Genomic DNA, 21,714 nt, shown 5'->3' with positions numbered 1-21,714 from the left:
TTTATGCCGAAAGCGCTCGCTTGATAATCGCACGTGGATCGAGACCAGTTGGTAGGCAACCGTAATTGGCGCTCGTATGTGCGGTTAGGCGAGAAGCGCAAAAGGCATCGGCGATATACGCAGGCGCATGTTGGAGTAATAACGCTGCTTGCAGTGCAATTGCCATATGATCAGCAAAATACCGTGCTTGATATTGCCATTGTTCTTTTGGCGTGGAGCTAAAGTCCGCTTTTAATTTAGAGACAAAGAAATCGAAGCGTTTGTCAGTGCCAACAGCGCGTTGAAGCTCATTGAAATAGGCTTCGAGTACTTCCGGTTCTTTCTGAATCGCGCGCAAGATATCAAGACATTGAACGTTACCGCTACCTTCCCAAATCGCATTAACTGGTGATTCGCGAAATAGCCGCGGCATGATGGTGTTTTCCATAACGCCCATACCACCAATCACTTCCATTGCTTCATAGGCATGGTTGGGCGTGCGCTTGCAGATCCAATACTTACCAATAGGTGTCGCTATACGTGCTAACAAGCGTTCGTGTTCATTATCTTGTTGATCCATCGCCCGAGCCATACGCATGGTTAGCGTCATGGCAGCCTCGCTTTCTAATGCTAGGTCAGCCAACACATTCTGCATCAATGGCTGATCAACGAGCGTGGCGCCAAAAGCGCTGCGGTGTTGGGCATGATGGATTGCTTGAACGATTGCTTGGCGCATGCCTGATGATGAACCAATCATGCAATCGTAACGGGTCATGGCGACCATCTCGATGATGGTACGCACGCCGCGGCCTTCCTCACCAACCATCCAAGCGAGGGCACCGCGTAATTCGCATTCACTCGAGGCGTTCGCAACGTTCCCCATTTTGTTCTTCAGTTGCTGAATATGCAGCGCATTCTTAGTACCGTCTGGTCGCCAGCGCGGCAATAGAAAACAAGATAGGCCTTTCTCAGTTTGCGCAAGTACCAAAAACGCATCGCACATGGGCGCAGATACAAACCATTTATGGCCAACTAATTCATAGGCTTTCCCCGGGCCTTCTGCGCCAATTGCATAGGCTTTGGTGGTGTTGGTTCTGACGTCTGATCCGCCTTGCTTTTCAGTCATTGCCATACCAATTGTCATGCCGTGTTTCATGGTGTCTGGAACATTACGTCCGTCATATTCTGGCGCCATAATTTTGGGCCCGAATTTTGCCAGTAGGTCGGGTTGGTGGTGCAGGGCAGGTATGGCAGCAAAGGTCATTGTTATCGGACATCCATGTGCGGCTTCAACTTGTGTGTGCAAATAGTATTTTGCGGCGCGGGCTACGTGCGCTCCGGGCTTTGGATTGGCCCATGGGCTGGCGTGCAGACCTTCGGTAATTGCGATATCCATCAGTTGGTGGTAACTCGGATGGAAGTCAATTTGATCGATTCGATGGCCAAAACGGTCGTGTGTCATTAACTGAGGTTTGTTGGCATTTGCGGCAAAACCTAAGGTAATGCGCTCGGGCAATCCGCACTCCGCACCGAAACGCAGCAAGTCTTGTTCAGACCAAGCAGCGCCTTCACGCTTGACGGCTTCCTGTAAGGCTTGATCTTCAGCAAAAAGATTGTAGTCCTCAAGCGCTGGTGGTTGATTTTTAACTGTATGAGTTTGAGAAAGAAAACGGTCGGTGGTGTTCATAATGATTGTCCCTGGTTATATATGCGGGTATTTATTCGCAGTAATCGCTTGCAGGCAAAAGCGCACGCTATCGGTAATCGCTTGGTTTGGGTCAAATTCGGTTTTGTGGGCAAGCGGTCCAATTAATGCTTCGGCAATCGCTCCAACCAATGCGCGACTACTTAACGCACTGTCTTGTGACGGCAACGTATTTTCACGAATGCCTTTCTCAATGGCTTGTGCGAACAAACCAGCATACCGTTCGCGGTAGCGTAAGCGAGCCGCAACAACGGCTGGTTCTACGGGCTCTGCAATCAACGCCCATGCGGTAATTGGGGCGCGTAAAGCACGTTTAGCAAACGCCGTTAAAGCGGCGGCAATACGTTCAGGAGCACTGAGTTCAGTTGCTTCTAGGTGTTGCTGCACTTGTGCGACTTCTATTTCAGTTGCGTGTTCAAAAACGGCTGTACACAAGTCGTCTTTAGATGGGAAATAGCGATACAGCGTACCGGTTGCGACGGTCGAGCGCTGGGCAAGGGTAGCCATTTGCAAACCAGCAAAACCGACTTCGTTAAGCAAAATCAGTGCATTGGTTAAAATGTTTGTGCGAGTGGCTAGCTTACGTTCGCGCACTCGCGATGTTTCTCGATAGGCCATAGACTTCTCGGTATTTAGAAATACATACCAAGAAGTGAATCATGATTCAGTTTTTAGATCAATGATTAAATTTCACCCAAATAGATTGATATCCACCTCTGGGTGGTAATGCACGTTCGAAAGCGTTATCACCGAGTTGAATTGTACTGAACTTATTCAGCAAACAGCGTGTGAGTAATCCAAGTTCAAGTTGGGCTAGTGGTTTACCGGGGCAAACATGGACTCCGGCGCCGTAAAGTAAATTCAAATGCGGGTCGCGATTCCATTTAAATTGCTGGGGTTCAACAAAGACTGCAGAATCGGTGTTGGCGGCACACCAATCGATGGTTACTATTGTCTCAACATCATAAGACTCATTGCCCAGCTGCATGGGACAAGTAGTCCGGCGGCGATTGGTCAATAACGGCGCATCAATACGAAGTATTTCATCAATGGCGTGATCAATATGCATCGGTGCCGCGCGCAATTGTTTTTGCACGACAGGATTCTGCGCCAGAAAACCAACAATGGAGCCAACGGCTGCTGCAATAGTGCCAAGCTCGCCAACGGTCCAATTGCGCACGATACTAACTAAGTATTCATCAGGTACAGGCTCACCACGCAAACTCAATTGTGTTAACTGAGCGGTAACCGAGTCGAGGTCACACTCACAACGCCGAGCGCGTTCAAATTGCTCAATGACGATGGCGCTAAACTCGTCAGCCAAGGAGCGCAGAGCAGGGCGGTCTTGCGCCAACGTTGCTGAGTTCTGTGCAGCCATCCAGTCAATTAACCGTTGCTCTAGCGCGACGGGCCAGCCCATAAAAGCGCACTGCGCACGTAATGCAAATGGACGAGCAAGTGTGGTCATCACTTCCACATCTCTCTGTGCATCAAGATTATCGAGCAGTTCGTCAATGACGACCTGTAATTTAGGTTGGAATTGTGTGAGTACAACGTCGCTGAAGAATGGCTCAATGAGCGCTCGGTAGGCTTGATGTTCGTCACCGTCCATGCCATTCGGCACGTTTAAATGTGAGGAAACTTGATTACTAAATTGTTCAGGCGCATAGAGCGCAGCGAGAACATCATGATGACAGGATAAAACAGCCGCCATGATCACCTCCATAACTGAAATGAATGTGAGTGTCAGTATATAAACCTAACGAAAAAATTCTTTGCGTTTGGTCAAACCAATTGTCCAATATTGAATTATTTGCAAATTTAACTAGGTCACTTATGCTTAAGTTCGCAATGAAAATTGCGACATCGCACAAAAAACATAATAAAAAACAAGGATAAATCCATGGAACAATCCAACATGTCATCTGCTAACACTGCAACGGCACCGTATATCAATAACGAACACACAAGTACTGGCAATTGGTTTCTTTCTATTTTTTTAGCGGGAATACCACTTGTTGGGCTAATTTTGTTGATCGTTTGGGCATTCAGTCATTCAACACCGCTAAGCAAACGTAATTGGGCTCGCGCAATGTTGATATGGATGGTGGTCGCTTTAATTATGTTCACCTTAGTTGCATTAGTGGGCGGCATTGGTCTCGCCACAATGGAAGGCTACTAGAACAACGGTTAGCGCAGCGGTTGTCCTAAATGGTGCTGCGCTATTAATCGCACCACGTACGAAAGTTTAAATAAACCTGCCAGCAATATTTGTAAGAAATGTAATACTGCAATCACCATTAATGGGAATTCAGCTTCTAACCCCCATGCTAAATAGGCAACGATGAGAAATAAACCTAAAAAAATCACCATGGCAAAGTTAGCGCCCTTGAGTAATTTATGACCTGATTGGTGCTGCTCCATAAAGTACATCTCCAATGCATGTTTGTATAAAGCGCATTATGAATGTATGTTTGATGAAGATCAAGGATTGCTATACTATAATGCTTCGAAAATGTACCTTTTTGGACAATCTATGCAGCTGAAAAAATATACCGACTATGGCTTGCGCATTTTGATGTATTTGGCGAGCTTTGAAGCAGATAAAAACTGCACTGAACCGAAGCTGGCCACAATTCGTGAAATTTGCGAAACCTTTAGTCTGTCAGCCAATCATGTCAATAAAGTAGTGCATCATTTGGGACGATTGGAGTTGATAGAAACACGCCGCGGCAAAAACGGTGGGTTTTTACTGGCGAAGAAGCCGGAGGATATCTCGCTGGCGTTTGTGATTCGTCAACTCGAAGGCGATGAGAAATGGATAGAGTGCGAAAATCCATACTGCGTGGCGCTGCCAGCGTGCGAGCTAAAGGGCATTGTCGCACGCGGTAAAGAGCTATTTTATGACTATCTCAGTCAATATTCGCTTAAGAGTTTGATGGTGAAGGCACCGCAGTTGCGACAGATTTTTTCAACAGCGTCGTAATTGCCATACTAATACCATCAAGAGTCAATGGATACATACGTTGACTCATCAGCTGTTGCATTAAATCAATCGATTGGTAATAGCGCCAGTGGCTGGTTGGCTGCGGATTTAACCAAACCGCATCGGTAAAGTGATTCAACAGGCGTTGCATCCACACTGCGCCAGCCTCTTCATTCCAGTGCTCAACGCTACCGCCAGGGTAGGCAATTTCATACGGACCCATGGTTGCATCACCGACAAATATCAGCTTGTAATCGCGGCCATATCGATTAATTAATTCTAATAACGGTAATTTTTCGTCATAGCGCCGATTATTGTCCTTCCAAACGTGTTCATACACACAATTATGAAAATAAAAGAACTCGAGATGTTTGAATTCGTTGCGAGCGGCGGAGAACAATTGTTCACATTCGTAAATGTAATCATCCATCGAACCGCCGACGTCAAACAATAACAAGACTTTCACCGCATTGTGACGTTCTGGCTGCCACTGCAGATCTAACAAACCACCTTTTTGCGAAGTGGCGCGAATTGTTCCATTTAGGTCGAGTTCTTCCGCAGCGCCAGTACGCGCAAACTTGCGTAATTTGCGCAGTGCGAGTTGCAGGTTTCTGTTCGCTAACTCGGCGTCACCATCCAAATCTCGAAATTCACGTTTGTCCCACACCTTCACCGCGCGACGAGCGTTACTACCATCTTGGCCAATGCGAATGCCTTCGGGGTGGTAACCATAGGCACCAAAAGGCGAGGTGCCGCCGGTGCCAATCCATTTATTACCGCCGGCGTGGCGCTTCTGTTGTTCGGCAAGGCGTTCTCGAAACGTTCTGAGGAGCTCATCAAGACCACCAAGCGCTTGTAACTTGGCTTTATCTTCGTCACTGAGTTGTCGTTGCAGGCTACGTTCAAGCCAATCAGCGGGAATTGCAGACGCTAAGTCGACTTGCTCAACCCCTTCAAAATATTCCGCAAAGGCGCGGTCAAAGCGATCGTATTGGCTTTCATCCTTCACCAACACCAGACGCGAGAGTGTGTAGAAGTCATCAACGTTACCAAACACCACGCCACGTTCCAGCGCACCGAGCAAATCGAGAAGCTCGGTGAGGCTGGTTTTGAGGCCGTGCTTGCGCAGGCAAAGGAAAAACTCAATAAGCATGCAGTTAAGACGATTGACGACGTGCCATAAACGCTAGTTTTTCAACTAGTTGCACGTCTTGTTCGTTTTTCAATAGGGCGCCAAACATAGGCATAAGACCATTGCTCTTACTAAGCTCGGCAGGCTTAATATCTTCAGCCAATAATAGCTTCAACCAATCAATTAATTCTGATGTTGATGGTTTCTTTTTTAAACTCGGTACTTGCCGTAAATCAAAGAATACCTCGAGGGCTGAACTGAGTAAGTCTTTACGAATATCGGGGTAGTGTACTTGGACAATTTTCGCCAACGTATCCGCATCTGGGAACTTGATGTAATGAAAGAAACAACGTCGCAAAAATGCGTCTGGTAGCTCTTTCTCGTTGTTTGAAGTGATAATCACAATCGGACGGTGTTCGGCACGTACTTGCTCACCAGTTTCATAAACATGAAATTCCATCTGGTCAAGTTCGTGTAGCAAGTCATTCGGAAACTCAATGTCCGCTTTATCGATTTCATCAATGAGCAGAACTGGGCGTTCTGCAGCAGTAAAAGCTTGCCACAATTTGCCCGGCTTAATGTAATTGGCTATGTCGTGAACTTTTTCGCTACCGAGCTGGCTGTCGCGTAAGCGCGATACAGCGTCATACTCATAGAGACCTTGTTGTGCTTTGGTTGTTGATTTAATTTGCCAGCGTATAAGCGGCACGCCCAAGCTAGCGGCCAGTTCTTCCGCTAGTCGGGTTTTACCTGTACCGGGTTCACCCTTCAGCAGTAGTGGCTTTTCGAGGGTTACGGCTGCGTTGACTGCTAGGCCAAGATCATCGGCAACAATGTAACTTTCGGTACTCGCAAAACTCATTATTTGTGCGCTCGACCAGCTTCAACAATTTTGTTTGAGGCTTCGAGGTATTTCGCCCCGTTTTTCTTCACACGGTCAAGTTCCATGCGCTCCGAACCAAGGTGTACTTCTTCCAGTACATCTTTCATTTCATCGATTTCGTCATCTAATCGCTCAAGCGCACGCTCAAGCGTGTATGTAAGCTGATGAATTTCTGCCATTTTTTGTGGGGTTAATTCACCACTTAATTCAGTATTTAGTAACTTATTGTATTCACGTAGATTGTTTAAAGCTTGAGTTAAGTTTTCAGATGGTTTGCCTTTGTAATGATCTGGTCGCTCTTGCTCATCGTGTTTATGGTCTTTTTTACCATGGTCATGCGCGATTACTGGCGAGGTCAAAAAAGCCAGAGACAGCGCGACAGCGCTAGCGATTGGTAGAAGTTTCATGCGTGCTCCTTACAAGCGAGAGTTTTTTACATCGTTAATGAGAATAATTATCAACAAGGTATCATTTTTTGTTGAGCTAGCCAACTCCGTTGAGGACATTTAAGCCCCCGGAGAGAATTCACAATCGGCAAAAAATTGCTGCCAATATTCAACGTGGTTACGTGTTTCTGCAATCAGTTGATCATCAAGCGCGGCAATATGTCGCAAGTAATCGTTCCAAGCTTTTAAGTTTGGCTGCTTGACAATTAGCTCTGGTGTTGCGCGTAAAGACGGAATAAATGCTTCAATTTGTTGAGCCTGTCGCGTTAAGCCACTAATGTGTTGCTGCACTGGACCGCTAAAACGAGCAATAAATATCTGTCTTAAAATACGGGCACGCTCAGGCACCCCTTTGCTTAAACAACCCGCATCGGCACTCAGCGTGCTGACTAATGGTTGTAACTGCAATAAATAAAAACGATGATCATTTAAACTGCGCCACAATTGACCGATATATGGACTTTTATCGACGATTTCGAGTGCTTGTTCAAGTTGCTTCTGCGAAGGTAGCTCAGCGTTGTCGTTGAGTGCAGTAAGAACCACATTGAACGCTTGCAGTACCGGAGCGAGTTGTGCGCCGTCCACAACCGGTAGGGCGCGATCAGCAGGGCGTAGCGATGCGCGAATACTATCATCGGCGATAATCGCTTGCATTCTTAACAGTGGCATGACGGCTTGTTTTGCATTCGCCTGCTCGCGAACTCGTTCGGATAGCTCTGGTTCAATGTGTTCAAGCTGGCTTGCGCAGTCTTTTAGTGCCATCAATAACTGGCGGTCGTGATAGTAGCGCAGCACACCCTCACGCAGGCGTCCTAGTGCACTGTTACGTTCGGCAATCAGGGCTCCGGCAGGGCAAGCGTCGAGACGTATCGAGTCGATTAAGGATATTTGCAATCGTGGAATGCTCAAACGCAAGTCGCGAGATGCTGGAATTTGTGGAGGGAACTTTGGCGTGTAGGCTATCGGCTCTCGTGACAAGGTGTTGGCGATACGCTGTTGGTAGTCATTTAATTGTGTCAGACCGGTTGGCGCTGGACTACAAGCCGGCAACGCAAAGGTAACCACTATCGCAATAGCCATTGCTATAGCGTAGCCAATCAATTGTTTTAGCGTTACAATCTGTGCCATTCCTCAGCCTTTTAAGAGACATCATGTTCACTGGAATTGTACAAACTCAAGCGACCGTTGCCCAGTTGCACGATCGTGACAACTTTCGGCAGTTGATCGTTGAAGTTTCACCTGAGCATTTGCACAACGTAGCGCTTGGCGCGAGTATCGCGATTAATGGTTGTTGCTTAACGGTCGTCGCATTTACTGAAACCTCAGTAAATTTCGATATTATTGATGAAACCCTACGGCTAACCAACCTAGGTGGATTAACTGTTGGTGATACCGTCAATTTTGAACGTTCACTGAAAGTGGGCGACGAAATGGGCGGGCATTACGTTTCGGGTCATATTCACTGTGCCGGTAGTGTGGTAAAGCGAGAGCAAAGCTCTGATAATTTGGCTTTGTGGATTGAGTTTCCTGAACAGTTTAAACCGTATGTGCTTGCCAAAGGCTTTATTAGCGTTAACGGTGCCAGTTTGACGATTGGGCAGGTCGAAAGTAACTGTTTTAGCTTACATTTAATTCCAGAAACCTTGCGTTTAACGAATTTGGAACATGCTAACCGCGTTAATCTAGAATTCGATCAGCAAACCATGACCATTGTCGAAACGGTTGAACGGGTGTTGGCGCAACGCAATTACTCAGCCAACTAATAAAAATTCTCGTCGTCACTCGCAACGCGAACAAAAATCTTATCGTTAACCTCATCGAGTTTGACCAGTAAATGAATGTCGGCGCCGCAGGCGCGGCATTCATCTTGGTAATCTTGATCGCCTGCTGAGGCATCAATACTCACGTGAACGTGGTGCCCGCAGTAGGGGCAGCGTAGGCCGGCGTCATAAAGTTTGTCGGCGTTCATGTTTACCTCCAAGTGCTATTCAATAACTACCTTTCAGTATGGCTTAGAATGAAAGATTTGCTTGAAAGTTCACCCGAAATTAACGCAATTGTGCGTACTAAAAACCTAACTTATTGAATTCCAAATAACAGTGCGATACCACTGACGGCAATGAGTGCACCGACAATGCTTCGTGCGGATAATGGTTGGCCACGCAACCACTGAATGGGGATCAGCCATAACGGGGCGGTAGCAAGCAAGGTTTGCGCAAGCCCGGGGTTGATATAGGCAATTGCGGTTTGCTGCAGCCAAATGGCCAAAAAGGTACCCATGACAATGGCTACCAGCAGCCACGGAATAGATGTATGGCGCAGCGCCGAACGGGTGGACTGAATCAAACTCGGTTTTAAAAGTAGCAAGGCTATGGTCAGTGCGAAAGTGCCCGCAAGTAAACGCAGCAGCGCGGCATTTAGAGGACTCATTTCGAACTCTTGCAGTGCGTGAAATGACATCACAAGGCCTAAAGCTTGACAAAGTGCAGCACCAATACCAGCCGCTATGCCGCTGAGGTTAATTTGCACGAGCTCGGCACTTTTCGGTTTTTCACTGATGACCACGAAAATTCCGCTAATAATCACTAGCGCCGCCATCACTTCAAACCAGCGCATGCCTTGTGCCAACAGCATCCACGCTAGTAATGCCGCAAACGGTGGTGCTAGGTATTCAAGTAGCATGGTGTGCCACGGGCCTAAACGGCGTAACGCAGCGAAGTATAGGGTATCACCCAGAGTTATCCCGATAACGCCACTGGCGAGCAATAGGTAGGTTGCGAGATTTCCCTCAATCGCCAATAACTGACCACTAAACCACCCAACGAGTACCAATAATGGGCAAGCAACGATGCCTTTCACCAAATTCAACTGGGCGGCAGATAAATAGCTACCCGCTTGACTATACAAAAGCGTCGCCAACGCCCAAAAAAGCGCAGCGGTTAATGCGGCCAGAGGACCAATGATTGTGGCGGTTGGGGTTTCCATGGCGAGCATCATACGCTATAGTGTGGCCTTTAAAAATAACAAGTGACACTTGGTAGGTGCCACCACTGTAAAAAGGACAGAAAATAATGCCTGTAGTAACGCTCCCCGACGGAAGTAAACGTTCATTCGACAAGCCTGTTTCTATTCTCGACGTAGCCCAAGATATTGGTCCTGGTTTAGCCAAAGCGACCGTAGCTGGGCGGATTAACGGCGAATTAGCCGATGCTTGTGACCTCATTACCGATGACGCAACCGTTCAGATCATCACGCCGAAAGATGATGATGGTCTGCATATTATTCGCCATAGTTGTGCGCACTTGCTTGGCCATGCGTTAAAGCAAATGTTCCCTGATGTAAAAATGGCGATTGGTCCGGTTATCGATAACGGTTTTTACTATGACGTTGATATGGAGCACACGTTAACTGCAGACGATTTGCAAGCGCTTGAAAAGCGTATGCTTGAACTGGCAAAAACTGAATACGACGTGGTGAAGAAGAAAGTGAGCTGGGCTGAAGCTCGGGAAACTTTTGTTGGTCGTCACGAACCTTACAAGGTCGAGATTCTAGACGATGATATTAGCCGTGACGATCGTCCGGGTTTGTATCATCACGAAGAATACGTGGATATGTGCCGTGGGCCACACGTACCCAACATGCGTTTCTGCCAACATTTCAAAATTATGAAAGTGGCTGGTGCTTATTGGCGTGGTAAGTCTGACAATAAAATGTTGCAGCGCATTTATGGCACCGCATGGGCTGATAAGAAGCAACTGAAAGCGTATTTGCAACGGCTGGAAGAAGCAGAAAAACGCGACCACCGAAAAATTGGTAAAACCCAAGACTTATTCCATTGGCAAGAAGAAGCACCAGGGATGGTGTTCTGGCACAACAATGGTTGGACGGTGTTCCTAGAACTTGAACGTTTTATTCGTGAGAAGTTACGCGAGTATCAATATCAGGAAGTAAAAGGTCCGTTAATGATGGACCGCGTGTTGTGGGAACGTTCGGGTCATTGGGAGAAATTCTCAGAGCTTATGTTTACCACCGCATCAGAAAATCGTGAGTATGCGATCAAGCCGATGAACTGCCCGGGTCACGTGCAGATTTTTAACCAAGGTTTGAAATCCTACCGTGATTTGCCATTGCGTATGGCTGAATTCGGATCGTGTCACCGTAATGAACCATCGGGTGCGTTACATGGATTAATGCGTGTACGTGGTTTTACGCAAGACGATGCGCACATCTTCTGTACTGATGCACAGGTGCAAGAAGAAGTGAGCGGTTGTATCAAGATGGTGTACGAAACCTATAAAACCTTTGGTTTCGACAACATTGTCGTGAAGCTATCAACCCGTCCAGAGAAGCGTTTAGGTGATGACGCGACTTGGGATCATGCTGAGCAAGCGTTAGCCGATGCCCTTAAGAGTAACGGCATTGAATTTGAGTATCTGCCGGGTGAGGGCGCGTTTTATGGTCCGAAAATTGAATTTACCTTGCATGACTGTTTAGGTCGTGCATGGCAGTGCGGTACGGTACAGCTCGATTTCGCGTTACCGGGCCGTTTAGGTGCTACTTATGTGGGCGAAGATAACGAGCGTCATACACCGGTGATGATCCACCGTGCCATTTTGGGCTCGCTTGAGCGCTTCATGGGTATCATCATTGAAGAATATGCGGGATATTTCCCGACTTGGTTGGCACCAACGCAGGTTGTGGTGATGAATATTACCGATAATCAGCGCGATTATGCCATCCAAACCGTAAAAGAATTGAATAAACTTGGATTTAGAGCCATTGCTGACTTGAGAAATGAGAAAATAGGCTTTAAAATTCGCGAGCACACTCTAAAACGTGTTCCATACTTGTTGGTTGTCGGCGATAAAGAAGTCGAGAACCAAGCGGTTGCGGTGCGTACTCGTCGTGGTGAAGACCATGGTGTTAAAGGGCTACAGCAATTTATCACTGAGCTCAGCGACGAAGTAAACAGCCGCAAAATTAGTTAATTGACTGGAGGAATGACCCATTAAAGGCGGAAAAAGAACTCAGAAAGCTGGTGACAAAAATCGGATCAACGAAGAAATTCGCGTCAATGAAGTACGACTCATTGGTGTTGAAGGTGAACAGATTGGCGTCGTAGGTATTCAAGAAGCTCTTACTGCAGCCGAAGAGGCTGGTGTTGATCTGGTGGAAATTAGCCCGAATGCGGAGCCACCAGTTTGTCGTCTGATGGATTATGGCAAGTTCCTCTACGAGAAAGCTAAGAACGCGAAAGAGCAAAAGAAAAACCAGAAACAGATTCAGGTTAAGGAAGTAAAATTCCGTCCTGGAACTGACGAGGGCGATTATCAGGTAAAACTGCGCAACCTGACTCGCTTTCTGGAGGGAGGTGACAAAACGAAAGTCACCGTCCGTTTCCGTGGCCGGGAAATGGCACACCAAGAGTTGGGAATTGAATTGCTAGAGCGCATTAAGAATGACCTAGCGGAAATCTCAACTTGCGAATCGTTCCCAAGACGTGCTGAGGGTCGCCAGATGATTATGGTTCTGGCCCCTGCTAAGAAGTAACTGTGGTTCACAAGTAGGGCGGTTGTTGGCAACAGCACCAAACTCACCCTGTTACACTTTTAATTAACAATGCGGAGTAATTTTCATGCCGAAAATGAAATCCAAGAAAGGCGCATCTAAGCGCTTTAAGAAAACCGCTTCAGGCGGCTTTAAATGTAAACAGTCTCATTTGCGTCACATCCTGACCAAAAAGAGCTCAAAGCGGAAGCGTCACCTACGTGCTAAGAGCATGGTGCACGAGTCTGATGTTGGCTTAGTTCAGCGTATGTTACCATTCGCGTAAGGGAAGGAGATAGCAAATGGCACGAGTAAAACGTGGTGTGATCGCGCGTGCGCGTCACAAGAAAGTCCTGAAGCAGGCGAAAGGTTATTATGGTGCTCGTTCACGCGTTTATCGCGTAGCGAAGCAAGCAGTTATTAAAGCAGGTCAGTACGCATACCGCGACCGCCGTGCGAAGAAACGTCAATTCCGTCAATTGTGGATTGTTCGTATCAACGCTGCAGCGCGTCAAAACGGTTTGTCTTACAGCCGCTTTATCAATGGCTTGAAAAAAGCATCTGTAGAAATCGATCGTAAAATCCTTGCTGACATCGCAGTTCACGACCAAAACGGTTTTGCTGCCTTGGTAGAGAAAGCGAAAGGCTCTCTGTAAGCAGGTTGAATAATTGAAAAAGGGAGCGTAACTGCTCCCTTTTTTTGTGCTTTTTCGGTATCATTGAGCACTTTATCTCGTATTGAAAAATCATCGTGAAACCGCACGGGTCATAACTGAGGACGATCATGGCGTTATCTGACATTGTTGCTGCCGCTGAAGCAGCCGTTGCACAAGCAACGACCCCGCAAGAACTCGACGCTGTTCGAGTAGAATATATGGGCAAAAAAGGGCAATTAACCGAGCAATTAAAAAGCTTAGGTAAGCTAAGCCCAGAAGAGCGTCCTGCGGCAGGACAAGCCATTAACGAAGCCAAGCAACGTGTGCAAGAATTGATTAATGCACGCAATAACGAATTGAAACAAGCTGAGCTTGCGCAGAAATTGGCCGCCGAACGCATAGATGTTAGCTTGCCAGGTCGTCGTGCTCAGGTGGGCGGATTCCACCCAGTTACAAAAACGATTCAACGTATTGAAGCGTTTTTTGGTGATTTAGGGTTTCGTACCGTTGAAGGTCCCGAAGTTGAAGATGACTTCCACAATTTTGATGCACTGAATATTCCAGCGAATCATCCAGCACGAGCAGATCACGATACGTTCTATTTTACTCCGACCACAATGTTGCGTACGCAAACCTCAGGCGTACAGATTCGGACTATGGAGCATGAACAGCCACCACTTCGAATTATTTCACCGGGCCGCGTATATCGGAACGATTACGATCAAACCCACACGCCAATGTTCCATCAGGTGGAAGGCTTGATGGTGGACACCGACGTGAGCTTCACGCAATTAAAGGGCATTTTGGAAGACTTCTTGGTCAACTTTTTTGAAGAAGAGCTCGAAGTACGATTCCGTCCGTCGTATTTCCCGTTTACTGAGCCTTCAGCAGAGGTTGATGTGCGCCGTAAAGATGGCAAATGGTTGGAAGTATTAGGGTGTGGCATGGTTCACCCGAGTGTCTTACAGGCCGTTGGTATCGATAGTGAAAAATACACTGGTTTTGCCTTCGGTATGGGCGTTGAGCGTTTAACGATGCTCCGCTATGGCGTTAATGACTTGCGCGCATTTTTCGAAAATGACGTGCGTTTCTTGAAACAATTCAATTAATTAGCCGGGTAAGCAGATGAAATTTAGTGAACAGTGGTTACGTACCTGGGTGAATCCGGCGTTAGACAGCGTCGCGTTATCTGAACAGTTAAGCATGGCTGGCCTTGAAGTAGATGGTATTGAGCCAGTAGCTGAGGCGTTTTCTGGCGTGGTTGTTGGTGAAGTTGTGAAATGCTGGCAGCATCCAGACGCGGACAAGTTGCAAGTGACCGAGGTCAATGTTGGTACCGATGAGTTAGCAACCATCGTTTGTGGTGCACCAAACTGCCGCCAAGGTTTGAAAGTTGCTGTTGCAACAGTCGGTGCCGTGTTACCAGGCGACTTTAAAATTAAGAAAGCCAAACTACGTGGACAACCGTCACACGGTATGCTTTGTTCAAGCTCAGAGTTGGGCTTGAGTGATGACCACGACGGTATTATCGAATTGCCGTTAGATGCGCCGGTTGGCATGGATTATCGCGAATATTTAGACCTCAATGATGTGGTTTTAGACGTTGATTTAACCCCAAACCGTGCTGATTGCTTAGGTTTGCGTGGTATTGCGCGCGAAGTCGGCGTATTAAATCGTTTGGAAGTGACTGAACCAGAAATCAAAGAAGTACCTGCGGTTCATGACGAAGACCGCGCTGTGGTTCTTGATGCTCCAGCCGCTTGTCCACGTTATCTTGGCCGAGTTATTCGCAACGTTAATGTGAATGTAAGCTCGCCATTATGGTTACAAGAGCGTCTACGTCGCAGTGGTATTCGTAGCATCGACCCCGTGGTTGATATCACCAACTACGTATTACTAGAGCTGGGTCATCCAATGCACGCCTTTGATAATGATAAGCTAGAAGGCGCTGTGCATGTGCGGATGGCGAAACCAGAAGAAAAGCTGACGTTACTTGACGGTAATGAAGTCACGCTGCAAAACGATGTATTGGTGATTGCTGATGAGCAAAAGCCACTCGCAATGGCCGGAGTTTTCGGCGGCGAGGGCAGCGGTGTGACTGAAAACACCACGAACGTATTTCTAGAGAGTGCGTTCTTCAGTCCTGATGCAATTGCTGGGCGTGCACGCCGTTTCGGTTTGCATACTGATGCATCCCATCGCTATGAGCGCGGTGTTGATCCTGAACTACAACGTACCGCCATGGAACGTGCAACGGCATTGCTACTGGAAATTTGTGGCGGTGAAGCTGGTCCAATTGTTGAGGCTGTAAGTGTTGAGCATTTACCTGAGGCAGCGCACGTTACCTTGCGTGCTGAGCGTTTAGAGCGCGTTCTTGGTATTAGCATCGCCACAGAAGAAGTCACTGAAATTCTGCAACGTTTAGGGTTTGTGGTTATCACCACTGACTCTGGCTGGAATGTGACTGTACCGACGTTCCGTTTCGATATCAGTATTGAAGAAGACTTAATTGAAGAAGTTGCTCGTATCTACGGCTACCACCGCATTCAAGCGGCGGCACCCGCGGCGCAATTGCGGATGATTCCACGCCAGGAAGCTCAGTTGACTGCAACTGGTATGAAGCGCACCTTGATTGATCGTGGTTATCAAGAAGCGATCACCTACAGCTTTGTCGATCCGAAACATCAAGCCATGTTGTTTGATGAAACAGCTGCATTAACGTTACCGTTTCCGATTTCGGTTGAGATGTCTTCCATGCGTGTCAGCTTATGGCCGGGCTTGATTGGTGCAGTGGCACACAACCAGAAGCGCCAGCAACAAAGCTTAGCGTTCTGTGAAACAGGTCTTCGCTTTTTACCTGACGAGACAGCTGAGAATGGCGTGGTCCAGCAACCGATGATCGCGGGTGTTCGTGCAGGTAAAGCTTACCCAGAACATTGGAGCGACGGTGAACGTGCCGTTGATTTTTATGATATCAAAGGCGATGTTGAAGCATTATTGGCATTGACCGGCGCGGCTCACGAGTTCCGCTTTGTGGCAGACCAGTATCCTGCGTTGCACCCCGGTCAGTCGGCAGCTATTTTCCGTGGCGATAAGCGAGTCGGTTACATAGGCGCAGTTCATCCGCAGTTTGAGAAGAAACTCGGTTTGAATGGACGTACATTTGTGTTCGAACTTGAACAAAATGCTATTGCTAAGCGCACTGTTCCTCAAGCTCAGCCGATTTCAAAATATCCATCGATTCGTCGTGACTTAGCAATTGTGGTGAAAGACTCTATTGCGGCCGGCGAAATTTTTGCGGCAATTGAAAATATTGGCGTAAATCATTTAGTTGACCTAAACTTATTCGATGTATATCAAGGGACTGGAATGGCAGAAGGCCATCGCAGTTTAGCGTTATCGTTGACATTGCAACATGCGGAGCGCACTCTTGAAGACAATGAAATCAATGCAGCCGTGAAGACGGTTGTGGAGATGCTAACATCTGAATTCGGGGCAACCCTAAGGGAGTAAGCTATGGCGCTGACCAAAGCAGAAATGGCCGAGCATTTGTTTGAGAAATTTGGATTAAACAAAAGCGATGCAAAAGATCTGGTCGAAAACTTCTTTGAGGAAATTAGACGTGCGTTGGAAAGTGGTGAAGAAGTGAAATTATCAGGATTCGGTAATTTTGAACTTCGCACGAAAAACCAACGACCGGGACGGAACCCGAAAACCGGTGAAGATATTCCTATTTCTGCGCGACGGGTTGTTACTTTCCGCCCCGGTCAGAAGCTGAAACAACGCGTGAGTAACGCTAAAAAATAACGTGTTCGACACATTAAAAAAGGCCGCTATTATAGCGGCCTTTTTGTTAATAACGCTGTTTAACTTATTTAAAAAATAAGCTACTAAAAGGATTCAATAAACGACTCAGACCAGTCGTGAAATACAACGGCCCTTCGAGCGCAGCAATAGTTAAACAGTCATGGTCTTGTGTCGCTGGTGAATGCTTATGCTGTTCATCCAGCAGCATAAAATCACCGTCACGATACTCGTTGTTTTCATCGTTAAACACGCCATTAACCACTATCGTAACTTCGTTACCTTTGTGGGTGTGTTCAGGAAGCGATGCGTGCTTATCCATATAGATGAAGTTCAACATTTCTTCGCCGCCGACACGAACCGGCGCACGCCACAACTTACCAGGTAAACGACTCCACTCACCGATGCGGTGTGAGTTACGAGCCAGCGTTGGCGGCAGGGCGAAGCGATGACCTTCTAAGAAGAGGCTATCGTTTGCCGCAGCTGTATTATTGACAGCTGGTTGCTGCGAATCAAAGATTGCTTGCAGCATCGCTTGCTCATCAAAACCATGAACAATGTTCGCTGTTTCCGATTCACCAAATAGTTTGGCGGCCATGTGTTGCTCGATATCTTGTACATGCGCTTGGCACTTCGGACACATGTCAACGTGGGTTCCAACCATCATTAACATGGCGGGGCTGAGTTCACCAGCGGCATAGAGCACCAAGTGCTGTTCTGAAGGGTGGAATTTAATCATCGTGCTGTATCAACTCTTTCAATTTCTGTAGTGCTAACCGGGTGCGTGACTTGACGGTACCCAACGGAATCTCCAAGGCATCAGCGACTTCTTGCTGCGATTTACCTTCGATATAAATAAGCTCAATTACCGTACGTTGTGCTTTTGGTAACTGTTCACAATAAACGGCCAGTTGTTGCATCAACAAGTCGTTATCTAACGCATAATCGTCATCAAGTGAATCATTTGTTTCCGCAAGTACCGGCCACAAATCATCCGCACTTAAATCGTTTTGGCGATGCTTATTTTTACGCAACAAATCAAAGCGAATGTTACGTGCGATGGTGAATATCCAAGTAGCCGCTGAACCACGATCGGGCTTAAACAAATGGGCTTTATGCCAAACATTTGTCATGGTTTCTTGAACCAAATCCATAGCGGTTTGTTCGTTACCAAATTGGCGCGTGGCATAGGCTTGAAGACGTGGGGCGAAGTAGCGAAATAATTCACTAAATGCGGCCCGCGATTGCTCTGCAGCTATTTTCGCGAGTAATTCGGCAGCGTGTTCGGGGTTATCCGGCTGCGCAGAAGACATAGTTTTCCGTTGTGTTATTCTATGAGTTGCTGTCTGCATAGTAGTTTATACCCACCGGGATATTCAACATATTGTCTGATTTAAACGTAATTAATTATTTCTTGGATCACTGCACTGATTAAATCTTAACCAGCCGCTTGCTGGTTACTCTCCATAACCAAATTACGAAGAAAGTCTAATGCCGCATCTGCGGTGTCTTCGTGCAATAACTCCTGCTTCGTTTTTGCTGATACGGGTAGCAATTCTAACCAACGCAAACACACCCAATCCGCGTGTTGAAGTTGCGAGTCATCGTAGGCAATGGCCATTTCTGGATAGGTGTTGTATATCTCAATCAGCTGTTCTGCTAAAAATTTATCATTGGGTTCAAGTTGTTGCTGCGGCCATTCTTGCACGCGTTCGGTTCGCCCAACACGTAAACCGTCTTCATCTACTTTTACATCAGTAATACGAAATAGATGATGTCCAGCAACAGTAATACCAAGCAAACCATCGGGTAGTTGTTCAAAATCGACGATGGTTGCTGCGGTACCAAGCGGATGAATGTGGGTATTTGTTTGACGGTCACCGTCATCGTTCAGCATACACATACCAATTGGACGACAGTCGCGTCCGTTGCACGCTTCTTTGACCATACGAATGTAGCGAGGCTCAAAAATGCGCAGGCGCATTGTGCCGCCTGGTAACACGTGCCCCGAAAGCGGAAATAAAGGCATTGTTTGGTGCGCATCAGTCATTGTTGCTAACCTCATAAATAACAGATACAGCAACTACGCAGGGAATTTTGTTTTGGATTAATTTGCAATGAACTTTTATAGCTATTTTTCGTAATTTTCTTCAGTCTAAGTAAAACGCTATAAATTTAGCGCTTTTATAGAGCAGTAATGCAACCGAAAAGGAGTGTCACGGTGGCGATTAAAGTAGGTATTAGTGCTTGTTTGCTGGGCGATCAAGTTAGATTTGATGGTGGTCATAAAAGATCAGATTTCTGCGCCAACGAATTGCAACGTCATGTTGAGTTCGTCAAATTGTGTCCAGAGGTCGGAATTGGTATGTCAGTACCGCGTCCGACGATTCGATTAGAACAGCATGACAATGGCGTTCGTGCTGTGGTTCCCAAAACCGGTGAGGACGTTACCGAACGATTAAGCAATTTTGCCGATAAGGCGCAGCCACATTTAAAACAACTCAGCGGATATGTATTGTGTGCTAATTCACCCAGCTGTGGTATGGAGCGCGTCAAACTTTACGACCCAGATACAGGCTATGCGCGCAAGGAAGCTGAAGGCATTTTCGTTAAACGTCTGCGCGAATTACATCCAGCACTTCCACTTGAAGAAGACGGCCGTTTAAATGATGCACCGTTGCGGGAAAATTTTGTCATGCGAGTTTTTGTTTACCATGCATGGCAACAATTACCAAAACCATTGCGCAAGGCAGATTTACTGAACTTCCATACCGAACTGAAACTGTTGTTATTAGCGCACAATCAAGCTGAATACCGGCGCTTAGGACGACTCGTTGCCGAACAACAAGAAATTGATGCAGCGTTCGCGAGACAGTACATCGAAGCGATTATGGCTGCACTTGGTAAGCCAGCAACGCGGGCGAACCACACCAATGTATTGCAGCATATTCAAGGCTATTTCGGACAGCATTTATCAAAAGATCAGAAAGCTGAACTCAGCGGACTCATTCTTGATTATCACGATGGCGTGCAGCCGTTATTAGCGCCGCTGACTTTGTTGCGCCATTACTTGCGCGAGTATCCAAATGATTATTTGCAAGGCCAGCGATATCTCAATCCATATCCTGCCGATTTAAAATTGAGGTATGCACTATGAGTTATGCCGGTGTGTGGTTTCGCGGTGACGTTCGATTAACTGCCAACCCAGCTGTCAGTGCAGCAAGTAAAGTGAACGGTCGCGAACAGGCAATCCCAGCATTACTACTCATATGCCCACAACAAATGAAAAACCACGATTGGGCGCCAATCAAGTGGGACTTGTTACGCCGGCACTTAGAGGTATTTGCCAAAGACGCTGCGCAGCAAGGAATTCTATTATCTATTGAAATGATTGAGTCTTGGTCGATGGCGGCAAAAGCTGTAAAACGCTTTGCACAGCACCATGAGTTGACTGAACTGCACTTTAATACGGAATATCCGGTTCATGAACAACGTCGTGATCGCGCTGTAACTGCCGTATTAGAAGAGCAGCACATTAAGGTGCAGCAGCATCACGGTAGTCTTGTGGTACCGCCTGTGCTAACGACTCAGGCAGGCAAGATGTATCAAAAGTTTACGCCGTTTGCCAAAGCGTGGCGTGAGTATGTGGCACAAAATGGTTTACCGGTAGTTGAGGCTTTGCCCAAACGTGAGTCGGTAGCGCCAGCGAAAGTGCCAGTTGTTGATTACCCAGTGCGGGATTCGAGTGCATGGCCCGTTGGCGAAGCGGCGGTTCGTGAATTGCTGACAAACTATGTGAATAAAACTGTTTGTGGTTACGCAGATGAACGAGATATCCCTGGTCTTGATAGCACTTCGCGGTTATCCCCATACTGGGAACTCGGCATTCTTTCGCCGTGGCAAGCTGTGCATTTATTGGCGCAACAAAGTGCTCAGTTCCCATCAGGTTTAGACAAAGGAGCCGACACGTGGTTAAACGAGCTCATATGGCGCGAGTTTTATTTGCACCTAATGAAACATGTGCCACGCTTGAGTTATGGCAAAGCATTTTTGCCGCATACCGACGCCATGCAGTGGCGAAATAATGAGACTGAGTTTGATGCCTGGTGCCGCGGCGAAACAGGCTATCCTATTGTAGACGCTGGTATGCGCCAATTAGCAGCCGAAGGCTGGATGCATAATCGTGTGCGCATGATAGTGGCTCACTTTTTAGTGAAAGATTTAATGATTGATTGGCGCTGGGGCGAGCAGTTTTTTATGCAACACCTCATTGATGGCAGTTTCGCAGCAAATAACGGCGGCTGGCAGTGGAGTGCTTCAACAGGAACAGATGCAGCGCCGTATTTTCGCGTATTTAATCCGACCTTACAGAGCGAAAAAGTTGATCCCGATGGTACCTATATTCGTAAATGGGTCAAACAATTAGAAGATTGCCCGGCTAAGCAAATTCATGCTCCTGCGGCATGGTTAAAGCAACGCGGTCGAGACGACTATCCAGCTGCTATCGTGAATCACAAACAAGCAAGGGAGCGATTCTTAGCAGCATTTAAAGCCTTATAAAACGTGTTGAACAACA

General features: G+C 47.0%; 25 protein-coding genes. 12 read left to right on the top strand and 13 right to left on the bottom strand.

Translation table 11 applies throughout. The features are described from left to right. Position 1 precedes the first annotated feature (1 nt). The 3 genes from CWI82_RS06650 to CWI82_RS06640 are packed head-to-tail and all read right to left on the bottom strand — an operon-like array spanning position 2 to position 3,398. Positions 2-1,666: an isovaleryl-CoA dehydrogenase gene (locus CWI82_RS06650; protein WP_130202990.1), complete on the bottom strand. Its 1,665-nt coding sequence runs from the start codon at positions 1,664-1,666 to the stop codon at positions 2-4. Between the two features lie 15 nt (positions 1,667-1,681). After that, positions 1,682-2,302: a TetR/AcrR family transcriptional regulator gene (locus tag CWI82_RS06645; RefSeq protein WP_165383891.1), complete on the bottom strand. Its 621-nt coding sequence runs from the start codon at positions 2,300-2,302 to the stop codon at positions 1,682-1,684. Between the two features lie 58 nt (positions 2,303-2,360). Beyond that, complete coding sequence (locus tag CWI82_RS06640) at positions 2,361-3,398, bottom strand: cytochrome P450 (RefSeq protein ID WP_165383890.1); 1,038 nt, start codon at positions 3,396-3,398, stop codon at positions 2,361-2,363. Positions 3,399-3,587: 189 nt separating this feature from the next. Between CWI82_RS06640 and CWI82_RS06635 the strand changes: the two genes are divergently transcribed. Next, positions 3,588-3,866: a hypothetical protein gene (locus CWI82_RS06635; protein ID WP_199286243.1), complete on the top strand. Its 279-nt coding sequence runs from the start codon at positions 3,588-3,590 to the stop codon at positions 3,864-3,866. A gap of 8 nt (positions 3,867-3,874) precedes the next feature. Here the strand turns inward: CWI82_RS06635 and CWI82_RS06630 are convergent, their stop codons facing one another. Further along, complete coding sequence (locus CWI82_RS06630) at positions 3,875-4,108, bottom strand: hypothetical protein (protein WP_130202988.1); 234 nt, start codon at positions 4,106-4,108, stop codon at positions 3,875-3,877. Positions 4,109-4,154: 46 nt separating this feature from the next. Between CWI82_RS06630 and CWI82_RS06625 the strand changes: the two genes are divergently transcribed. Beyond that, positions 4,155-4,670 carry an RrF2 family transcriptional regulator gene (locus CWI82_RS06625; RefSeq protein WP_233340203.1) on the top strand — a complete coding sequence of 172 codons (516 nt, stop codon included), beginning with the start codon at positions 4,155-4,157 and terminating at the stop codon, positions 4,668-4,670. Here the strand turns inward: CWI82_RS06625 and CWI82_RS06620 are convergent. From CWI82_RS06620 to CWI82_RS06605, 4 genes are all read right to left on the bottom strand, one after another. Then, on the bottom strand, positions 4,612-5,823 hold the full coding sequence (locus CWI82_RS06620; protein WP_130202987.1) for a vWA domain-containing protein: 1,212 nt from the start codon (positions 5,821-5,823) through the stop codon (positions 4,612-4,614). The two genes, CWI82_RS06625 and CWI82_RS06620, sit on opposite strands and share 59 nt — an antisense overlap. A 4-nt stretch (positions 5,824-5,827) precedes the next feature. Continuing rightward, on the bottom strand, positions 5,828-6,664 hold the full coding sequence (locus CWI82_RS06615) for an AAA family ATPase (RefSeq protein WP_130202986.1): 837 nt from the start codon (positions 6,662-6,664) through the stop codon (positions 5,828-5,830). After that, positions 6,664-7,092, bottom strand: coding sequence for a DUF6746 family protein (locus tag CWI82_RS06610; RefSeq protein WP_233340202.1), 429 nt, complete (start codon positions 7,090-7,092; stop codon positions 6,664-6,666). Before CWI82_RS06610 ends, CWI82_RS06615 begins: the two co-directional genes overlap by 1 nt. 99 nt (positions 7,093-7,191) lie before the next feature. After that, positions 7,192-8,259 (bottom strand): DUF3080 family protein, encoded by a 1,068-nt coding sequence (locus CWI82_RS06605; protein ID WP_130202985.1) that lies wholly within the window; start codon positions 8,257-8,259, stop codon positions 7,192-7,194. Positions 8,260-8,282: 23 nt separating this feature from the next. Between CWI82_RS06605 and CWI82_RS06600 the strand changes: the two genes are divergently transcribed. Beyond that, positions 8,283-8,894: a riboflavin synthase subunit alpha gene (locus CWI82_RS06600; RefSeq protein WP_130202984.1), complete on the top strand. Its 612-nt coding sequence runs from the start codon at positions 8,283-8,285 to the stop codon at positions 8,892-8,894. Here CWI82_RS06600 and CWI82_RS06595 read toward each other — a convergent pair. Together CWI82_RS06595 and CWI82_RS06590 are read right to left on the bottom strand one after the other, a co-directional pair. Next, entirely contained in the window at positions 8,891-9,100 is a 210-nt protein-coding gene (locus CWI82_RS06595; protein WP_092854729.1) for a CPXCG motif-containing cysteine-rich protein, read from the bottom strand. The two genes, CWI82_RS06600 and CWI82_RS06595, sit on opposite strands and share 4 nt — an antisense overlap. A gap of 110 nt (positions 9,101-9,210) precedes the next feature. Continuing rightward, positions 9,211-10,116, bottom strand: coding sequence for a DMT family transporter (locus CWI82_RS06590; protein ID WP_130202983.1), 906 nt, complete (start codon positions 10,114-10,116; stop codon positions 9,211-9,213). An 86-nt stretch (positions 10,117-10,202) separates the two neighbouring features. On the opposite strand from CWI82_RS06590, the gene thrS reads away from it, so the two are divergent. The 7 genes from thrS to CWI82_RS06555 all read left to right on the top strand — a co-directional run bounded on the left by thrS (position 10,203) and on the right by CWI82_RS06555 (position 17,141). After that, entirely contained in the window at positions 10,203-12,119 is a 1,917-nt protein-coding gene (gene thrS, locus CWI82_RS06585) for a threonine--tRNA ligase (protein ID WP_130202982.1), read from the top strand. Between the two features lie 19 nt (positions 12,120-12,138). Further along, the gene (infC, locus tag CWI82_RS06580) at positions 12,139-12,681 is read left to right on the top strand and encodes a translation initiation factor IF-3 (protein ID WP_130202981.1); all 543 of its coding nucleotides are present in this window, start codon (positions 12,139-12,141) and stop codon (positions 12,679-12,681) included. A gap of 85 nt (positions 12,682-12,766) precedes the next feature. Further along, positions 12,767-12,964 carry a 50S ribosomal protein L35 gene (rpmI, locus tag CWI82_RS06575; protein ID WP_034729724.1) on the top strand — a complete coding sequence of 66 codons (198 nt, stop codon included), beginning with the start codon at positions 12,767-12,769 and terminating at the stop codon, positions 12,962-12,964. Between the two features lie 16 nt (positions 12,965-12,980). After that, positions 12,981-13,334 carry a 50S ribosomal protein L20 gene (gene rplT / locus CWI82_RS06570; RefSeq protein WP_055437818.1) on the top strand — a complete coding sequence of 118 codons (354 nt, stop codon included), beginning with the start codon at positions 12,981-12,983 and terminating at the stop codon, positions 13,332-13,334. A gap of 128 nt (positions 13,335-13,462) precedes the next feature. Next, positions 13,463-14,443, top strand: a complete 981-nt coding sequence (gene pheS, locus CWI82_RS06565) for a phenylalanine--tRNA ligase subunit alpha (RefSeq protein ID WP_092854735.1) — start codon at positions 13,463-13,465, stop codon at positions 14,441-14,443. A 16-nt stretch (positions 14,444-14,459) separates the two neighbouring features. Beyond that, positions 14,460-16,847, top strand: coding sequence for a phenylalanine--tRNA ligase subunit beta (pheT, locus tag CWI82_RS06560; RefSeq protein ID WP_130202980.1), 2,388 nt, complete (start codon positions 14,460-14,462; stop codon positions 16,845-16,847). A 3-nt stretch (positions 16,848-16,850) separates the two neighbouring features. Beyond that, positions 16,851-17,141 (top strand): integration host factor subunit alpha, encoded by a 291-nt coding sequence (locus tag CWI82_RS06555; protein ID WP_092854739.1) that lies wholly within the window; start codon positions 16,851-16,853, stop codon positions 17,139-17,141. A gap of 64 nt (positions 17,142-17,205) precedes the next feature. Here the strand turns inward: CWI82_RS06555 and CWI82_RS06550 are convergent, their stop codons facing one another. From CWI82_RS06550 to CWI82_RS06540, 3 genes are all read right to left on the bottom strand, one after another. Beyond that, positions 17,206-17,877 carry a ChrR family anti-sigma-E factor gene (locus tag CWI82_RS06550; protein WP_092854741.1) on the bottom strand — a complete coding sequence of 224 codons (672 nt, stop codon included), beginning with the start codon at positions 17,875-17,877 and terminating at the stop codon, positions 17,206-17,208. Then, on the bottom strand, positions 17,870-18,451 hold the full coding sequence (locus CWI82_RS06545) for a sigma-70 family RNA polymerase sigma factor (RefSeq protein ID WP_233340201.1): 582 nt from the start codon (positions 18,449-18,451) through the stop codon (positions 17,870-17,872). The genes CWI82_RS06550 and CWI82_RS06545 overlap by 8 nt, the downstream gene beginning before the upstream one ends. A gap of 125 nt (positions 18,452-18,576) precedes the next feature. Then, a complete protein-coding gene (locus tag CWI82_RS06540) occupies positions 18,577-19,188 on the bottom strand; it encodes an LON peptidase substrate-binding domain-containing protein (protein ID WP_130202978.1) in 612 nt (203 codons plus the stop codon). 171 nt (positions 19,189-19,359) lie between these two features. On the opposite strand from CWI82_RS06540, the gene CWI82_RS06535 reads away from it, so the two are divergent. Together CWI82_RS06535 and CWI82_RS06530 are read left to right on the top strand one after the other, a co-directional pair. Further along, positions 19,360-20,295: a YbgA family protein gene (locus CWI82_RS06535; protein ID WP_233340200.1), complete on the top strand. Its 936-nt coding sequence runs from the start codon at positions 19,360-19,362 to the stop codon at positions 20,293-20,295. Further along, a complete protein-coding gene (locus CWI82_RS06530) occupies positions 20,292-21,698 on the top strand; it encodes a cryptochrome/photolyase family protein (RefSeq protein WP_130202976.1) in 1,407 nt (468 codons plus the stop codon). The genes CWI82_RS06535 and CWI82_RS06530 overlap by 4 nt, the downstream gene beginning before the upstream one ends. Positions 21,699-21,714: the final 16 nt, after the last annotated feature.

Source organism: Pseudidiomarina tainanensis (assembly GCF_004214835.1).
Taxonomy (GTDB): domain Bacteria; phylum Pseudomonadota; class Gammaproteobacteria; order Enterobacterales; family Alteromonadaceae; genus Pseudidiomarina; species Pseudidiomarina tainanensis.
This window is presented reverse-complemented; position numbering and strand designations above follow the sequence as displayed.

Coding starts and splice junctions, on each gene's coding strand:
- thrS (WP_130202982.1), top strand. CDS start 10,203: ATGCCTGTAGTAACGCTCCCCGACGGAAGTAAACGTTCATTCGACAAG.
- CWI82_RS06635 (WP_199286243.1), top strand. CDS start 3,588: ATGGAACAATCCAACATGTCATCTGCTAACACTGCAACGGCACCGTAT.
- CWI82_RS06550 (WP_092854741.1), bottom strand. CDS start 17,877: ATGATTAAATTCCACCCTTCAGAACAGCACTTGGTGCTCTATGCCGCT.
- pheS (WP_092854735.1), top strand. CDS start 13,463: ATGGCGTTATCTGACATTGTTGCTGCCGCTGAAGCAGCCGTTGCACAA.
- CWI82_RS06640 (WP_165383890.1), bottom strand. CDS start 3,398: ATGGCGGCTGTTTTATCCTGTCATCATGATGTTCTCGCTGCGCTCTAT.
- CWI82_RS06595 (WP_092854729.1), bottom strand. CDS start 9,100: ATGAACGCCGACAAACTTTATGACGCCGGCCTACGCTGCCCCTACTGC.
- CWI82_RS06630 (WP_130202988.1), bottom strand. CDS start 4,108: ATGGAGCAGCACCAATCAGGTCATAAATTACTCAAGGGCGCTAACTTT.
- CWI82_RS06625 (WP_233340203.1), top strand. CDS start 4,155: ATGTTTGATGAAGATCAAGGATTGCTATACTATAATGCTTCGAAAATG.
- pheT (WP_130202980.1), top strand. CDS start 14,460: ATGAAATTTAGTGAACAGTGGTTACGTACCTGGGTGAATCCGGCGTTA.
- rpmI (WP_034729724.1), top strand. CDS start 12,767: ATGCCGAAAATGAAATCCAAGAAAGGCGCATCTAAGCGCTTTAAGAAA.
- CWI82_RS06590 (WP_130202983.1), bottom strand. CDS start 10,116: ATGGAAACCCCAACCGCCACAATCATTGGTCCTCTGGCCGCATTAACC.
- CWI82_RS06555 (WP_092854739.1), top strand. CDS start 16,851: ATGGCGCTGACCAAAGCAGAAATGGCCGAGCATTTGTTTGAGAAATTT.
- CWI82_RS06530 (WP_130202976.1), top strand. CDS start 20,292: ATGAGTTATGCCGGTGTGTGGTTTCGCGGTGACGTTCGATTAACTGCC.
- rplT (WP_055437818.1), top strand. CDS start 12,981: ATGGCACGAGTAAAACGTGGTGTGATCGCGCGTGCGCGTCACAAGAAA.
- CWI82_RS06545 (WP_233340201.1), bottom strand. CDS start 18,451: ATGTCTTCTGCGCAGCCGGATAACCCCGAACACGCTGCCGAATTACTC.
- CWI82_RS06610 (WP_233340202.1), bottom strand. CDS start 7,092: ATGAAACTTCTACCAATCGCTAGCGCTGTCGCGCTGTCTCTGGCTTTT.
- CWI82_RS06605 (WP_130202985.1), bottom strand. CDS start 8,259: ATGGCACAGATTGTAACGCTAAAACAATTGATTGGCTACGCTATAGCA.
- CWI82_RS06540 (WP_130202978.1), bottom strand. CDS start 19,188: ATGACTGATGCGCACCAAACAATGCCTTTATTTCCGCTTTCGGGGCAC.
- CWI82_RS06650 (WP_130202990.1), bottom strand. CDS start 1,666: ATGAACACCACCGACCGTTTTCTTTCTCAAACTCATACAGTTAAAAAT.
- CWI82_RS06645 (WP_165383891.1), bottom strand. CDS start 2,302: ATGGCCTATCGAGAAACATCGCGAGTGCGCGAACGTAAGCTAGCCACT.
- CWI82_RS06615 (WP_130202986.1), bottom strand. CDS start 6,664: ATGAGTTTTGCGAGTACCGAAAGTTACATTGTTGCCGATGATCTTGGC.
- CWI82_RS06600 (WP_130202984.1), top strand. CDS start 8,283: ATGTTCACTGGAATTGTACAAACTCAAGCGACCGTTGCCCAGTTGCAC.
- CWI82_RS06620 (WP_130202987.1), bottom strand. CDS start 5,823: ATGCTTATTGAGTTTTTCCTTTGCCTGCGCAAGCACGGCCTCAAAACC.